The organism is Rhodococcoides fascians NBRC 12155 = LMG 3623 (genome assembly GCF_001894785.1).
In the GTDB taxonomy this organism is placed as follows: domain Bacteria; phylum Actinomycetota; class Actinomycetes; order Mycobacteriales; family Mycobacteriaceae; genus Rhodococcoides; species Rhodococcoides fascians.
This window is the reverse complement of sequence record NZ_BCWW01000003.1, coordinates 609,459-623,830: the sequence shown is the minus strand read 5'-3', so window position 1 is coordinate 623,830 and position 14,372 is coordinate 609,459. Positions and strand designations below refer to the sequence as shown.

Annotated in this window: 13 protein-coding genes; 2 read left to right on the top strand and 11 right to left on the bottom strand. The window is 65.1% G+C overall.

All coding sequences use genetic code 11. The features are described 5' to 3' along the window. Positions 1-110 precede the first annotated feature (110 nt). The 8 genes from purH to RFA01S_RS10665 all read right to left on the bottom strand — a co-directional run bounded on the left by purH (position 111) and on the right by RFA01S_RS10665 (position 8,583). The gene (gene purH, locus RFA01S_RS10700) at positions 111-1,667 is read right to left on the bottom strand and encodes a bifunctional phosphoribosylaminoimidazolecarboxamide formyltransferase/IMP cyclohydrolase (protein ID WP_032407591.1); all 1,557 of its coding nucleotides are present in this window, start codon (positions 1,665-1,667) and stop codon (positions 111-113) included. Then, on the bottom strand, positions 1,664-2,278 hold the full coding sequence (purN, locus tag RFA01S_RS10695; RefSeq protein ID WP_032385691.1) for a phosphoribosylglycinamide formyltransferase: 615 nt from the start codon (positions 2,276-2,278) through the stop codon (positions 1,664-1,666). The genes purH and purN overlap by 4 nt, the downstream gene beginning before the upstream one ends. A gap of 79 nt (positions 2,279-2,357) precedes the next feature. Next, positions 2,358-3,728 (bottom strand): cell division protein PerM, encoded by a 1,371-nt coding sequence (locus RFA01S_RS10690; RefSeq protein WP_032407592.1) that lies wholly within the window; start codon positions 3,726-3,728, stop codon positions 2,358-2,360. A gap of 171 nt (positions 3,729-3,899) precedes the next feature. Further along, a complete protein-coding gene (locus RFA01S_RS10685; RefSeq protein ID WP_052060764.1) occupies positions 3,900-5,108 on the bottom strand; it encodes a DUF5336 domain-containing protein in 1,209 nt (402 codons plus the stop codon). A 113-nt stretch (positions 5,109-5,221) separates the two neighbouring features. Beyond that, complete coding sequence (sfnG, locus tag RFA01S_RS10680) at positions 5,222-6,346, bottom strand: dimethylsulfone monooxygenase SfnG (protein ID WP_027496019.1); 1,125 nt, start codon at positions 6,344-6,346, stop codon at positions 5,222-5,224. Positions 6,347-6,454: 108 nt separating this feature from the next. Beyond that, complete coding sequence (locus RFA01S_RS10675; RefSeq protein ID WP_027496018.1) at positions 6,455-7,678, bottom strand: acyl-CoA dehydrogenase family protein; 1,224 nt, start codon at positions 7,676-7,678, stop codon at positions 6,455-6,457. 65 nt (positions 7,679-7,743) lie between these two features. After that, positions 7,744-8,085, bottom strand: coding sequence for a DUF2200 domain-containing protein (locus RFA01S_RS10670; RefSeq protein WP_027496017.1), 342 nt, complete (start codon positions 8,083-8,085; stop codon positions 7,744-7,746). 9 nt (positions 8,086-8,094) lie between these two features. Further along, positions 8,095-8,583 (bottom strand): hypothetical protein, encoded by a 489-nt coding sequence (locus tag RFA01S_RS10665; protein WP_032407593.1) that lies wholly within the window; start codon positions 8,581-8,583, stop codon positions 8,095-8,097. Positions 8,584-8,738: 155 nt separating this feature from the next. On the opposite strand from RFA01S_RS10665, the gene RFA01S_RS27725 reads away from it, so the two are divergent. Next, positions 8,739-8,912: a hypothetical protein gene (locus RFA01S_RS27725; protein WP_155290490.1), complete on the top strand. Its 174-nt coding sequence runs from the start codon at positions 8,739-8,741 to the stop codon at positions 8,910-8,912. A gap of 117 nt (positions 8,913-9,029) precedes the next feature. Here RFA01S_RS27725 and sucD read toward each other — a convergent pair whose 3' ends face one another. From sucD to RFA01S_RS10650, 3 genes are all read right to left on the bottom strand, one after another. Then, the gene (gene sucD, locus RFA01S_RS10660) at positions 9,030-9,941 is read right to left on the bottom strand and encodes a succinate--CoA ligase subunit alpha (RefSeq protein WP_032385696.1); all 912 of its coding nucleotides are present in this window, start codon (positions 9,939-9,941) and stop codon (positions 9,030-9,032) included. A gap of 8 nt (positions 9,942-9,949) precedes the next feature. After that, positions 9,950-11,113, bottom strand: a complete 1,164-nt coding sequence (sucC, locus tag RFA01S_RS10655) for an ADP-forming succinate--CoA ligase subunit beta (protein WP_027496014.1) — start codon at positions 11,111-11,113, stop codon at positions 9,950-9,952. Between the two features lie 146 nt (positions 11,114-11,259). After that, positions 11,260-13,122 (bottom strand): TrbL/VirB6 family protein, encoded by a 1,863-nt coding sequence (locus RFA01S_RS10650; RefSeq protein WP_139278428.1) that lies wholly within the window; start codon positions 13,120-13,122, stop codon positions 11,260-11,262. A 232-nt stretch (positions 13,123-13,354) separates the two neighbouring features. Here RFA01S_RS10650 and RFA01S_RS10645 point away from each other — a divergent pair, with 232 nt between their 5' ends. Further along, positions 13,355-14,359 carry a M23 family metallopeptidase gene (locus tag RFA01S_RS10645; protein ID WP_032407594.1) on the top strand — a complete coding sequence of 335 codons (1,005 nt, stop codon included), beginning with the start codon at positions 13,355-13,357 and terminating at the stop codon, positions 14,357-14,359. Positions 14,360-14,372: the final 13 nt, after the last annotated feature.

Genomic DNA, 14,372 nt, shown 5'->3' with positions numbered 1-14,372 from the left:
AGCAGCGCGATCTGTGGACAACTATTCGGTCATCCACAGATCGCCGAGATCGCAGTTATGCGAGCGGAAATGGTGTAAAAGGCTGCACAACTGCGATCTCGACGGAACAGCTAGTGCGCGAAGTGCCGCGAACCCGTCAGATACAGCGTCACGCCCGCGTCTTGGGCAGCAGCGATCACTTCGTTGTCGCGGACCGAACCACCGGGCTGCACAACGGCTTTGACGCCCGCCGTCATGAGGACCTGCAAGCCGTCGGGGAACGGGAAGAAGGCATCGGACGATGCGACCGAACCGACGACGCGATCCCCGGCACGCTGGACTGCGAGGTGGGCGGCGTCGACGCGGTTGACCTGGCCCATTCCGACGCCGACCGACGCGCCGTCGTGAGCGAGCAGAATTGCGTTGGACTTGACGGCTCGTCCTGCGCGCCAAGCGAATTCGAGATCCTTGAGGGTCTGCTCGTCGGCGGGTTCGCCCGCAGCCAGGGTCCAGTTGGCCGGATCGTCGCCGTCGGCGTCGATGACGTCTCTCTGCTGCAGCAGTGCCCCGCCGGAGATCGGCTTGAGTTCGACGCCCGACGTGGGCGGCGCTTCTGCGAGCAGAACTCGAATGTTCTTCTTGCGCTGCAGCACTCCCAGTGCGCCGTCGGCGTAGGACGGCGCGATGATGACCTCGGTGAAGATCTCGGCGACCTGCTCGGCCATCTCGACGGTGACCTCACGGTTGGCCGCGATGACGCCGCCGTAGGCGCTCACCGGATCGCACGCATGCGCCTTTCGGTGCGCCTCGGCGATGTCGGTGCCGACGGCGATGCCGCACGGGTTGGCGTGCTTGATGATCGCGACGGTGGGCTCCGAGTGATCGAACGCTGCCCGCCAGGCCGCATCCGAATCGGTGAAGTTGTTGTACGACATCTCTTTTCCGTGCAGCTGCTCGGCCTGAGCGATGCCGGCAGCAGCGGAGGAGTCGACGTACAGGGCAGCCTTCTGGTGCGGGTTCTCGCCGTACCGAAGTACTGCGGAGCGGTCCCAGGTGCCGCCGATCCACTCCGGGAAAACGGTCTCGGTGTCGGGGGTCAGGACGCTCGACATCCACGACGCCACTGCGACGTCGTACGCCGCGGTGTGCTGAAATGCCTGCGCGGCAAGAGATGTGCGCTCGGCGAGCGTGAATCCGCCACCGGAGACAGCGGTGAGTACGTCGTCGTACCGACTCGGGTCTACGACAACCGCGACCGAGGGGTGATTCTTGGCTGCGGCGCGCACCATCGACGGGCCACCGATGTCGATCTGCTCGACGCATTCGTCGGGTGTCGCACCGCTGGCCACGGTCTCGGTGAACGGGTACAGGTTGACCACGACGAGCTCGAACGCCTCGATGCCAAGCTCGTCGAGCTGAGCCATGTGCTCGGGCTTGCGGGTGTCGGCGAGGACCCCGGCATGGACGCGAGGATGCAGCGTCTTGACGCGACCCTCGAGGGTTTCGGGGAATCCGGTGAGGTCCTCGACCTTGGTGACCGGGATTCCGGCGTCGGCGATCTTGCTCGCCGTCGATCCGGTGGACACCAGAGCGACGCCCGCGGCATGCAAACCGGTCGCAAGTTCGATCAGTCCGGTCTTGTCGTAGACACTGACCAGTGCGCGGCGCACCGCTTTACGTTCACTCATCGGATTATCTGAGCCTTTCGTCCATCGGAGGTGACACCTTTGGCTGCGACCGCTGCGATCACGTCGACCAGCAACCGTCGTTCCACAGTCTTGATGCGTTCGTGCAATGCGGCTTCGTCGTCGCCGTCGAGTACAGGCACGGCTTCCTGAGCCAGGATCGGCCCGGTGTCGACACCGGAATCGACCAGATGCACCGTCGAACCGGTCAGTTTCACGCCGTGGTCCAGCGCGTCTCGAACGGCGTGCGCACCGGGGAACGACGGCAGCAGCGCGGGGTGCGTGTTGACGATTCGGCCGGCGAACGCGTCGAGAAATCGAGGACCGAGGATCTTCATGAACCCTGCGGTGACGATCAGATCGGGCTCGAACCCCAGGGCAGCGTCGGTGAGCGCCGCATCCCAGGCCGACCGATCGGCGAAGTCTCGCAAGCCGATACGAAAATGTGGGATCGCGGCATCGTCGGCATGACGAGCGGCCGCGCACTCTCGATCGACTCCGACGGCCACGATGCGTGCCGGGTAGTCCTCGGCAGTTGTCGCGGCGACGAGCGACTGCAGGAGCGAGCCGGTCCCCGACGCGAGGACGACGACCCGCGCGGGTGTCTCACGCAAGGCAGTCAGCGCACTACTCCTGAGGTATTGAGGGGATCGTTCGAGCCAGCAGAAAGCCTAGTCGCTCCGACCCGCGCCCCTACCGGGCAGGTCCGTCCTCCGCAGTGCTCGACGCGTCGTCCTGGGCCGGGGGCGGAGCGACGATCTCGGCCTCTAGCGGTTCCTCGGATTCGGCGTCTGCCGCGATCGGATCGTCTGCTTCCACTGTCGCGACCGGCTTCTCGTCGACGACCTCGGCCTCGACGACGGTGTCCGCGACAGCCTCGTCCGGCTCCGACGCAGGCGGTTGAATGGCCAGTTCTGCTGCGGGCACGGTCGCCGGCACGGGCTGCTCGGTACCGGATCGGTCGTGGGGTTCGTGGTCGGGTTCCGGGTCTGCTCGACGCCACACGACGAGGGCGGCCGAAGCGGATCCGACGACGCCGAGCCAGGCGAAGGTCAACAGTGCGAAGCTCCACACGGTTACTTCGACTGTTCCGAACGTGCCGAGGTTGCCGCCTGCGGCGTAGCCGAACACCGCGGCGAGGGCTCCGGTGACGGCGGCTACCGCCCACACCGAGGAGACCGCGACCTGGACGTCCACGCTTCGGATCGCGCAGTCGCGTCCCAGGAGTAGCCCGGCTGCGATGGGAACGACGAGCATGACGACCCAGATCGTCTGCGCGGAGCCCTCGGGGAGGACGGCGAGGATCGGGAGCGGTGGGAGCGGCCCGCCGGTCGTCGAGAACAGGCTGACCGATGCGTCTCCGAAGCTCGCCGAGGACCCCGTCGCGACGGCGAGGGCACCGAGGACGATGTTCGGCAGGTACAGCACCGACAGCACGGTCAGTCCCAGCATGCCGACGAGGGTGCGTCCGTTGTCGAGCAGTGAACCGGCGGTGTCCCAGGAGGCGAGCAGAGCCAACAGCACGATGGCGGCGCCGCCGGCCATCAGCACCGAAACGGACCGCACGAGCGGCGCGACGAGTGCGCGTACCCAGTCTGGAAGGTGTCGATCGATCACCAGAGTGTCCCAGCGAGCCAGGACCAAGCCGGTGCCCGACGCCGCTGCGTGTACTCCGGCCACCCACGAGAAGGCGACGAGTGCGTTGGGGCTCGACAGTCCGATAACCGTCGACGCATCCTTGGCGACGGCCAGAGCGATGGCCGTGACGGCGAGGGGTCCGGCCATCGACGCGGCGAACACCCACCTGACCATGCGACGGTCGGTGGTCTCGTCCACCGCGTGGTGAACCGTGCGTGCGACGGACCAGGCGACGACGAGGGTCGGAAGCATCGGGGCGACGCCCATCGACGTGCCACCGATACTCAGCGGCACCAGGTGCACCGCGAACCAGGAACCGGCGATGGCACCGAGGGTTCCGGTGAGATCGCTGTTGACCGAGACAAGGGTGATCAGAACCAGGGTCGTGGCGATGACCACCACCAACCCGGAGGTTTTGAAGGCCACTGCAGCGAGCGTTCGTGACTGATCGGGCGTAGGCCCGGTGCTCACACGGGAACTGCGTGCGGCCGCGCGTCGAGTATCTCGGTTCAATAGATCGCTCATCACTACGAGATTCGCATCAACGACGCGGCACGCCGGTCAGGCGCGCCGCGAAGTCGAGTGTGACGTGCGAAATCAGTCGCGCTTGTTGTCGTCTTCCGCGGGAGTCGCGCCGAACGATTGAGTCGGTGCGCCGTACGGCGTCGACTGTGCGCCCGACTCGGACTCGTCGGGTGTGCTCGACGGCTGACCGTAACCGGACGGCTGGCCACCGTACGGGTACTGGTTCGGCGGGTAGGCCTGCCCTGCGGGCGGACCGCTCGGACCGGTGTACGGCGGCGGTGAGTAGCCACCCTGCGATCCGGTGTTGGGCGCAGGCTGATTGCCGTACGGCGACTGTGCGCCGGGACCGTAGGAATGCTGTCCGGACGTCTGTCCACTCGGCGCTTGCCCGAAGTTCGACGAGCCCGCTGTGTTCGACGGGGCCTGACCGTAGGCCGGCGGGTTGCTGTAGTTCTGCGGTCCGGACGGTCCACCGAACGACGTCGTCGGCGCGTTGTAGGGATTCTGTTGGCCGTAACCGGACTGCTGACCCTGGTTCCCGAAGCCGGACTGCTTGGGTGCCGGGGCCTTGACGATGCCTGCATCGAGCAGCAGCGCAACCACAGCGGCCGCCGCCTGCACGAAGCCCAACACGAGCACCAGGATCGCGCCGATCCCCAGCGAACTGCTGGTGCTGGCGAACTCGTTGCCCTCGGCACTGGGCAGGCTGAACGACTGGAAGACGAGCACCAGGAATCCGGCGATGGCCAGTGCCGCGATCACGGCCTGGTTCCGGGCGTCTTTCTGCAGCAGCGACGCACCTGCGATCAGACCGGCGGCGAGCAGGAACGCGATCGACGCCGCACTTCCGCCGGACTCGAAGAAGTTGGTGCTGAACGAGGTCTGGATGCCGCTGGGCAGTTGCTCGGACGACGACACTTCGGCGGTGACGAAATCGAGCAGGCCGAGCAGGAAGTTGACGATACCGAGACCGAGCACCACGAAGGTCAGGATCTTCGGCAGATTTGCGAGCCCGGCACCGGACGTCTTCGTCGAGTGCCCGGACGTGCCCGGCGCGGACCCGCTCGGAGCGGAGGTTCCTGGCACGGGCGGGCCGAACGGGTTGGATACCGACGGCTGGTGGAACGGCTGGTTCTGACCGGGCTGTGTGTAGGCACCGGATGACGGCTGATTCGGCGTGGACTGATTCGGCGTGGACGGGGGGCCGTAGGACGGTCCGCCTCCGCCGTAGCCACCAGAGTTGGAGCCCCCGTTGTCAGGGCTGCCGGGCGAGTAGGTCATCGCGTCTCCTCATCCTGATAGTGCCGTACCCAGGCTGATAGTGCCGTACCCAGGTCGGTCGGGTCCGAGATCTCACGCTACTGCACGGACCCGACCGCTCGAGGAACTCCAGGTCAGTGGGACGTGACCAACTCGTGGTCGTTCGATTCGGCCGCTTCGAGCTCCCGCACCAGCGGCAGCACCTTCGCTCCGAAGTATTCGATTTCCTCCTGAAAGTGCAGGAAGCCACCGAGAACGAGGTCGACGCCGAGGCGTCGGTAGGCGACGATGCGTTCGGCAACCTGCTCCGGGGTGCCGATCAACTGCGTCTTGAACCCGTCGTTGTACTGAACGAGGTCCTCGAACGTCGAGTCGGCCCACATCCCCTTCTTGTCGGCCGTCGAATTGCCCGCCTGCTGCACCGCACCCCTGAAACCCTCGACGGCAGGCTTGTTGGCCTTGTCGATGATCTCTCGCAACGTATCTCGCGCTTCCTTCTCGCTGTCTCGCGCAATGATGAAGCCGTTGAGCCCGAACTTGACCTCACGTCGGTGATCGCGCGCGACCCGACGCAGGTTGTCGAGCTGCTCGGTGACGCCGTCGAAATCCTTGCCGTTGCTGAAGTACCAATCCGAGTACCGGCCGGCATTCTCCTGCGCGGCGGACGAGTTACCACCCTGGAAGAGTTCAGGATTGGGCCGTTCCGGGGTGTTGAGCGGCTTCGGCTTCAGCGTGAAATCGTGGATCCGATAGAAATCGCCCCGGAAATCCACGTCGTCCTCGGTCCAGATCTTGCGCAGTACCTGCAGGAATTCGGCACTGCGACGGTATCTTTCGTCGTGCTCGAGCCATGGCTCACCGAGGTGGGTGAATTCGTCCTTGAACCAACCACTGACGACATTGACCGCAAAACGGCCGTTCGAGAGGTGGTCGGCCGTCGCTCCCAGCTTGGCCAGCACGGCAGGCTGCCAGAGCCCGGGATGCACGGCGGCAATGACTTTCAGACGTTCGGTGGCCAACAGCAACGCGAGCGAGAAACTCGTCGACTCGTGCTGGAACTCGGCCCCGTAGCTCGCCTCGTAACGGACCTGACTGAGGGCGTACTCGAAGCCGTTGTTCTCGGCGGTCTGCGCCAGCTTCTTGTTGTACTCGTAGTCCCAACTGGTCCGTTGCTCGATGGTGCTGGTGACCAGGCCACCCGAGACATTGGGAACCCAGTACGCGAACTTGATTGCGTCGGCGATCTTTTCGGTGCTCATGTGTGCGTCATCCTTCATCGGATGAATGCGCCATCCACGCACTCAGATGGCGTGGATGGCACATTCATCCGGAAATCGGGGGTCGAATCGGGGCCGGAAATGTCGGGACTACGAGTACCAGGTGGGCTCGGGCAGCTCACCGGTGAGCACCCAGCGGCCCACTTCGCGTCGCTTGTAGGCAACCGGATCGTGCAGGGTGTGGGTACGGACGTTGCGCCAGAAGCGATCGAACCCGTACTTGCTGGCCGTGGCGCGGGCACCGAGGGCCTCGAACACGGTCGAGGTGATCTCGAGCGAGACGTCGGTGGCGCGAGCCTTGACTGCGGCCACCCGGACCTCGTGGTCACCGCGCTCCTCGGCGGTGACGTTCCACGCGTTGTCGTGAATCTTCTGTCCTTCCAACGCAACTGCGTCGGCCAGAGCTTCGACGGCCCACAGTTTGGCGGTCAGATCGCCGTAGATGTCGATGATGTACGGCTCGTCGACTGCTTTGTCCACCGTGCTGTGCAGCCACGCGCGAGTCTTGTCCTTGGTGTACGACGCGGCTTCCTCGAGAGCACCCCTCGCGATTCCGAGGTAGAAGTTGACGAACACCAACTGAATGGTCGGCACGTTGAGGGTGTTGTAGACGCGGGGCTGAAACACTTTGTCCACGAACCCCGCTGCACTTGCCCAGTCGACGCGAACCTTGTCGATCGTGACGCTGCCACTTTCGGTCTGACGCTGGCCGATGTTGTCCCAGTCGTCGTGGAAGGACAGACCCTCGATGTTCGACGGCACGATTGCGAACACGTGATCGGTACTGCCCTCGAGCGCACCTTCGAGCACGGTCACGTCCGAGACACGACTGCCGGTGGAGAACGTCTTGGAACCGTCGAACACGATGGTGTCGCCCTCGTCGGTGACCGACACGTCGTTGTCGCGTGGATTGACGGCACCGCCGAAGAACCACTTGTTCTTCGTGGCATCGGCTTCGACGGCCTCGATCTGCTCGGGAGTACCGACCAGACGCGCGGCCCAGAACCAGAGAAGGTGGTAGCCCAGCAGCTGACCGATCGAGCCGTCGGCCTTCGAGACGGTGCGAATCACCTGGTAGGCCGTGGGCCAATCCTGGCCGCCGCCACCGTGCTCGACGGGACCGAGCAGCGTGACGAGCCCGGCGTCCTTGAGCAACTGAACCTCGGCTGACGGAAGCTCGCGGCCCTTGTCGCGGGCCACGGCGTCGACAGCGAGAAGCTGCGCTACTTCACCTGCGCGAGAAACCCATCCGGCAGCAGTGGTGGGAGCGTCGGGCCAGTTCTTGGCGAGTGCACGATTTTCGGTAGTTGTCATGACGGACAGTGAAGTCCCGCGTCGAAGCAATGACCACAGTTCGATTCAGCGTGATTCTAACGGGATCACCCACGCAGAATTTTCTCCATCTTCTTGCCCTTGGCCAGCTCGTCGATCAGCTTGTCCAGCAATCGGATTTTCTTCATCAGGGGATCTTCGACATTCTCGACGCGGATGCCGCAGACAACTCCGGTGATCAGCGTCGCGTTCGGGTTCAGGTTCGCCGCCGCGAAGAAGTCCTCGAATGTCGTCTCGGCCTCGAGGTGTTCCTTCAGCGTCGCTTGATCGAACCCGGTGAACCACCGGACGATCTCGTCGACCTCCGCTTCGGTGCGGCCCTTTCGCTCTACCTTGTTGATGTAGAGCCGATGGACCGTCACGAAGGCGGTGGTGAAGATGTTGTGCACGGGGCCAATCTAGTCCACCGACGCGCCCGCGAAGTAGGCCCGCACACGAGGCGTGAACAGCAGCACTGCTACCGCCAGCAGGATGACCACTTGAATCGCTTGCACCACGTGGGTCCACGGAAGATTCGGGGTGAAGATCAGGTAGGAGTAGGCAGCCACTCCGAAGACGCTCCAGCTCAACAAGAGCCGATGTTCGGATGGACTGCGCCTGGAGAGTCGCTGGACAAGATACGAGTAGCCGAAGATCAGGCTGACCACAGTGATCACCCGCAGCGAGTAGGCCCCGTAGACGATCGCTTTCGCCGAGGCCGGAAGGGAGTCGTCGCCCATGCCCTGTCGATGCATCTGGAAATCCGCCAGCGACTTCGCCAGCGCCACCGAGGCGAGTGCATACAGACACGAGACCACCATGGCCGCGATCATCAACCGGCCGACCGGTCGTACAGCCGGGTCCGCGTGCCACCCCTGTCGATACAGACGGTGCAGAAATTCCGACATCAGCCCTCCCCGAACGGCGTCACAGAGATTGTGACATGATGTCGTTACTTTAGCTATTGACTCCCCTTTACCTTCATTGTGAGTTTCAATTACTATGCAACACAACACTTTTCAGGAAGAATGGGCAGCGACATCGTCGAACGGGAGGGCAAGACATGACACGCAAGAGGTTCGAGTACTTCAAAGTCGCGTTGTTTCTGATGTCCGCGATCGTCCTGGCATGGGCTGCAGGAACTTTCGAATCGCTCTACTACGCACTCGCGGCGGCGCTGTTCGGAGCGACGACAGTGTTCGTCCTGTGGCGAGTGGACAAGTTCGAGACCGAATAGCGCTGCCCATACGTCGTGCGCGTTTTGCGTACCTTCAGGTACGCAAAACGCGCACAAGGGATTGGGGCACGAAAAAGCCCGCCACCGAATCAGTGGCGGGCTTTCGCGTAGTGAAAGTTACTTCACGGACAGCGATTCCAGGATTTCGCGCGCGAGGGCAGCGGTCTCGGACGGCGTCTTGCCGACCTTGACGCCTGCGGCCTCGAGTGCGTCCTTCTTTGCCTGTGCCGTTCCCAGCGAGCCGGAGACGATGGCGCCGGCGTGGCCCATGGTCTTGCCCTCGGGAGCGGTGAAGCCTGCGACGTAGCCGACGACCGGCTTGGTCACGTTGGCCTTGATGTAGTCGGCTGCACGCTCTTCGGCGTCGCCACCGATCTCGCCGATCATGACGATGACCTTGGTGTCGGGGTCCGCCTCGAACGCCTCGATGGCGTCGATGTGGGTGGTTCCGATGACGGGGTCGCCGCCGATGCCGATGGCCGTCGAGAACCCGAAGTCGCGGAGCTCGAACATCATCTGGTAGGTCAGGGTGCCACTCTTGGAGACCAGGCCGATGGGGCCGGTTCCCGAGATGTTGGCGGGCGTGATGCCGACCAATGCCTCACCGGGAGTGATGATTCCGGGGCAGTTCGGCCCGATGATGCGGGTCTTCTTGCCCTTCTCCACGTTGTAGGCCCACGCGTATGCGGAGTCCTGCACGGGGATGCCCTCGGTGATGACGACGAGCAGCGGGATCTCCGCGTCGATCGCTTCGACGATGGCGTCCTTGGAGAATGCCGGCGGCACGAACGCGATGGACACGTCGGCTCCGGTCTTCTCCATGGCCTCGGCGACCGATGCGAACACCGGCAGTTCGATGTCGTTGCCCTGCGCGTCGACGTGCTTGACCGTGGTTCCGGCCTTGCGTGCGTTGACGCCACCGACGACCTGGGTGCCGGCCTTGAGCATCAGGGCGGTGTGCTTGGTGCCTTCGCCGCCGGTGATGCCCTGGACGATGACCTTGTTGTCCTTGTTCAGAAAGATAGACATTGTTTCCTCTACTTCGCTGCCAGCTCGGCGGCCTTGTCGGCGCCCTCGTCCATGGTTCCGGCGAGCGTCACCAGCGGGTGCGCGGCGTCGGCGAGAATCTTGCGGCCCTCTTCGACCTTGTTGCCGTCGAGACGGACGACCAGCGGCTTGTTGGCGTCGTCGCCCAGCTTCTTCAGCGCGCCGACGATGCCGTTGGCCACTGCGTCACACGCGGTGATGCCACCGAAGACGTTGACGAACACGCTCTTGACCTGCTCGTCACCGAGGATGACGTCGAGGCCTGCGGCCATGACCTCGGCCGAAGCGCCGCCGCCGATGTCGAGGAAGTTGGCCGGCTTGACGCCGCCGTGTGCCTCGCCTGCGTATGCGACCACGTCGAGGGTCGACATGACCAGTCCGGCACCGTTTCCGATGATGCCGACCTGTCCGTCGAGCTTGACGTAGTTGAGGTCGTTCTCCTTGGCCTTGGCCTCGAGGGGATCGGCTGCGTCCTTGTCCTCGAACTCGGCGTGGCCGGGCTGGCGGAAGTCTGCATTGGCGTCGAGCGTGACCTTGCCGTCGAGGGCGAGGATCTGATCGTCGGGGGTGCGAACCAGCGGGTTGACCTCGACCAGGAGAGCGTCTTCGTTGATGAAGACCTCCCACAGCTTCTGGATGGTCACCGCAGCGGCGTCGAGCACCTCGGCGGGCAGCTTGCCCTTCTCGGCGATCTCACGAGCGAACGCGAGGTCGACGCCCTTGACTGCGTCGACGGGGATACGTGCGAGTGCGTCGGGGTTCTCCTCCGCCGTCACCTCGATCTCGACTCCACCTTCGACCGAACACATCGCGAGGTAGGTGCGGTTGGTGCGATCGAGCAGGAAGGAGATGTAGTACTCCTCGGCGATGTCGGAGGCTTCTGCGACGAGAAGCTTCTTGACGACATGGCCCTTGATGTCGAGTCCGAGAATCGCTTCGGCGTTCTCGGTTGCTGCTGCGACGTCCTTGGAGTACTTGACGCCGCCGGCCTTGCCGCGGCCGCCGACCTTGACCTGCGCCTTGACCATTACTGGCTTGCCGATTTCTTCGGCAATCTGTGTTGCTCCGGCGACCGTGTCGGTGACACGACCGGCGGAGGTGGGTACGCCATGCTTGGCGAACAATTCCTTCGCCTGGTATTCGAAGAGATCCATCAGCTCACCGTCTCGTCTACGTTGACGCCCGCTCCAGGGGTGTGAGCGGGTCTGAGCATGGACTTTATCCAGGTGCCCCGACGGCGCATCGGGCGCATGGATGCTATGTGGTCTATCTCACCGCTGTGGCCGCAGTGAAACCGGCGTCACCGATCGGTGCGACGAGCCGAAAGTGCCGCCGCGACACCGAGAACGACGATTCCGGCGACCGATGGCACCACACCGGGTCCCATCTCCGGGTCGGCTGCGCGAGCGGACGTCAGTGGCCACGACGCGAGATGAACGACGCCCGCGACGGCCGCACCGACGAGCAGAACGCTGCCACGCGCGGGGCGGGCCCGGGCGGCAACGAGGGCGGCGACGACGACGCCGACAGCGAGCAGCAGCTGCCCCCAGGTGTCCCAACCCCACGGAAACTCGGTGATGGTCGCCGCGGTCAGATCGCTGCCTCGATACAGGGGCAGGGCCAATCCGACTGCCAGTAGAAGGGCCCCGACGAGCGCAGTTCCCAGCACCGGGAAGTAGGTGGCCGCATCCTCGGACGTGTCGACGTCGTCACGCTCGGCCGATCCGGCGAACAGGGCCAGCAGTCCGGTGACGGCCGCGAACACGACTCCCGCGATGATCAGCAGGGCACCCGTCCCGGTATCGACGCCCGCGAGGTCCTCGGCCAGCACCACCGACTGCAACACGGCCGCCGCGGCCGACACCGCGGCGAGCCAGAAGACGGACAAGAACGGACGAGCCGCCGCAGCGAACTCGGAGAACAGCAGCGGCACCGAGGCCAGAATCGAGACGAAGCCCGCTATGAGCACCACGCGGGTCGCCAGGATCGTGGGCGCAGTTCCCGCGGCGTCGGTCTCGAGAATCGGCAACAGCGACCCCACCACCAGCAGTACGCCGGCAAGTACGCCCGCACTGCCTGCTGCCGCATGCCACCTCGTGGTGCCGGGCCCGGCGACCCCGCGCGGACCCCGACCACCCTCGGCGACGGATCGCGCCGCCGCCAGAGCGCGGCGATCACGGCCGGAGGCAACAGGTGCGAGTACAGCGCCTCCGACGGTCAATCCGAGCCCGGCAACGGTGCCGAGGTATGCCCCGAGGCCGGCCTCGATCCGAGCACCGGTAGCCACTCCAGCGAGCAGACCGACACCCGCGAACGAGAGGACCCCGAGACCCGCGCCGACGGCGGCACCGGACGCGACCACCGGCGAGAGCGACGCCAACGCCGAGGCCGTGACCACGAGTGCGCCGATTCCGACCAGCGCGGACCCCACCGCCACGAACACCGGCGACTCCACCACCGCCGAGACGATCACCACCGGATCGGCCGACCGGTACAGCGAGGCGAATGCCGCTGCGGCGGCCACGACACCGAACGCTCCGAGCAGGATCGACAACAGCGGACCCACCCGGCCCGCCGTCGCCCGTCCCACATGCTCCGAGTAGACCGAATGGCCGTAGCCGTCACCGAGCGCTGCGCGATGCACTGCCGACCACCCCGCCGCACCCGCCAGAACCGACGCAGCGTGACCGGCGAGCAGAACATGAGAGCCGAGGGTGGCGTCGAGCATCGCGGCGCTCAGGGGACGGAACAGCTCGAGCCGGTTCGCATCGATCGGATCGGACAGCACAGCGAGATCGAGGATCGCGATTCCGAGCGTCACCGCGCCGAAGCCTGCGAGCAGAGCGGCACCGAATTCGACGCGTCGCATCGCAGCACTGACGGCGCCGGCAACCGCCACCACGACCGGGAGCGCAACGGCCAGCACAGCGGCCGACGAAACCCCGTCGCCCACCGGCGAACCGTCGACGGCCTGGACAACGCCGATCATCGGAGCTGCAGCGGCACACAGTGCGGCGACGACAGCGAGCACGACGGCGACGACGATGCGCGACGTGGGCGAATGATCCTCCACGCCGCCGCGGGCATCCTGCGGCGCTATACGTTGCGGTTCGGCTCGGTCGGAGCCGTGGGCGGACGAGTCGTCGAAGGTGGGGGTCGGCACCCGTAGGACGGTATCGGCTCGGTCGCGTCCCCAGCCGTCGGTCACGGTGCGTGCCGCATTCGTGTCCGATTACGGATGTGGCGTGTCACCACATAAACCCTGGTCACCCTGTGAGCCATCTCACATATTGCCCTGGTTTCGGCTGTTAACTTGCGCGCGCCGCAACCATTTCGTTACCGTCTGCCGAGTCTTTCAGTAACGGCCAGGTCACAGATATCGGAGGTTGTAGGTCTTGCAGCAGCACCGCGCGTCCTTTACTTCCAGCCGATTCTCTCGCCCGACGGCGGACGACGCGACCACGGTGTACAGCTACGAGCCCACCACCGAGCCGAGTGCATACGAGGCCTATTCCTACCCCACGTACGAGTACGTCGAAGCCGATTTCGCCGGTGCAGTAGCAGCCGACGAGACACCGACCGTCGTCACGACCTACGCAACCACCGCAGACGCCGCACCCGTGGCTCGTCGCGGCGGAGCACATCGCATCCCCGTTCCTCCGACTGCACTGAAGGGTCGCGCCGCCGTGCTGGCCGTGGCCGCCGGTGCCGTCGTTGCCGCAGGGCAAGCCGTCATCAACGACGATGCACCCACCGCAGTCGCCACCTCCGAGTACGCACTCGCCGCGGGTGAAGCACCGGCCGCCGCAGCACTCGCAGCCACCACCGCACCACAGGCCGACGAGCCGGTAGCCGACGGTTCGAGCGCAACTCCCTCGCAGGCACCGCAGATCCTCAGCGTCGCCGCACCGGTCGACCTCAGCCAGTTCAACGACCTGCTCGCCAAGGGCCAGCGTTTCAGCGAAGAGCGGGCCGCACGCGAGGCCGCGGCCCGTCGCCCGCTGTTCTCCCTCCCGGCTCAGGGCACGTACACCTCCAACTTCGGCACTCGATGGGGCGTCCTGCATGCCGGCGTCGACGTCGCCAATGCCATCGGAACCCCCATCTACGCCGTCGCCGACGGCAAGGTGATCGATTCCGGTCCCGCGTCGGGCTTCGGAATGTGGGTTCGCCTGCAGCACGCCGACGGCACGATCACGGTTTACGGCCACATCGACACCTCGACAGTCACTGTGGGCCAGAACGTCATGGCCGGCGACCAGATCGCAACCATGGGCAACCGTGGCTTCTCCACCGGCCCGCACCTGCACTTCGAGGTTCATCTCCCGGGTGAGGTCAAGATCGATCCCCTCCCCTGGCTCGCGTCCCGAGGAATCTCCCTCGGACCCGAAATGGACTGAGTCCTTCTCCACC

What these genes read in the sequence shown, in the direction of transcription:
- purH (WP_032407591.1), bottom strand. Translation starts at nt 1,667, where the DNA reads ATGAGTGAACGTAAAGCGGTGCGCCGCGCACTGGTCAGTGTCTACGAC.
- RFA01S_RS10685 (WP_052060764.1), bottom strand. Translation starts at nt 5,108, where the DNA reads ATGACCTACTCGCCCGGCAGCCCTGACAACGGGGGCTCCAACTCTGGT.
- sfnG (WP_027496019.1), bottom strand. Translation starts at nt 6,346, where the DNA reads ATGAGCACCGAAAAGATCGCCGACGCAATCAAGTTCGCGTACTGGGTT.
- RFA01S_RS10675 (WP_027496018.1), bottom strand. Translation starts at nt 7,678, where the DNA reads ATGACAACTACCGAAAATCGTGCACTCGCCAAGAACTGGCCCGACGCT.
- RFA01S_RS10665 (WP_032407593.1), bottom strand. Translation starts at nt 8,583, where the DNA reads ATGTCGGAATTTCTGCACCGTCTGTATCGACAGGGGTGGCACGCGGAC.
- RFA01S_RS27725 (WP_155290490.1), top strand. Translation starts at nt 8,739, where the DNA reads ATGACACGCAAGAGGTTCGAGTACTTCAAAGTCGCGTTGTTTCTGATG.
- sucD (WP_032385696.1), bottom strand. Translation starts at nt 9,941, where the DNA reads ATGTCTATCTTTCTGAACAAGGACAACAAGGTCATCGTCCAGGGCATC.
- sucC (WP_027496014.1), bottom strand. Translation starts at nt 11,113, where the DNA reads ATGGATCTCTTCGAATACCAGGCGAAGGAATTGTTCGCCAAGCATGGC.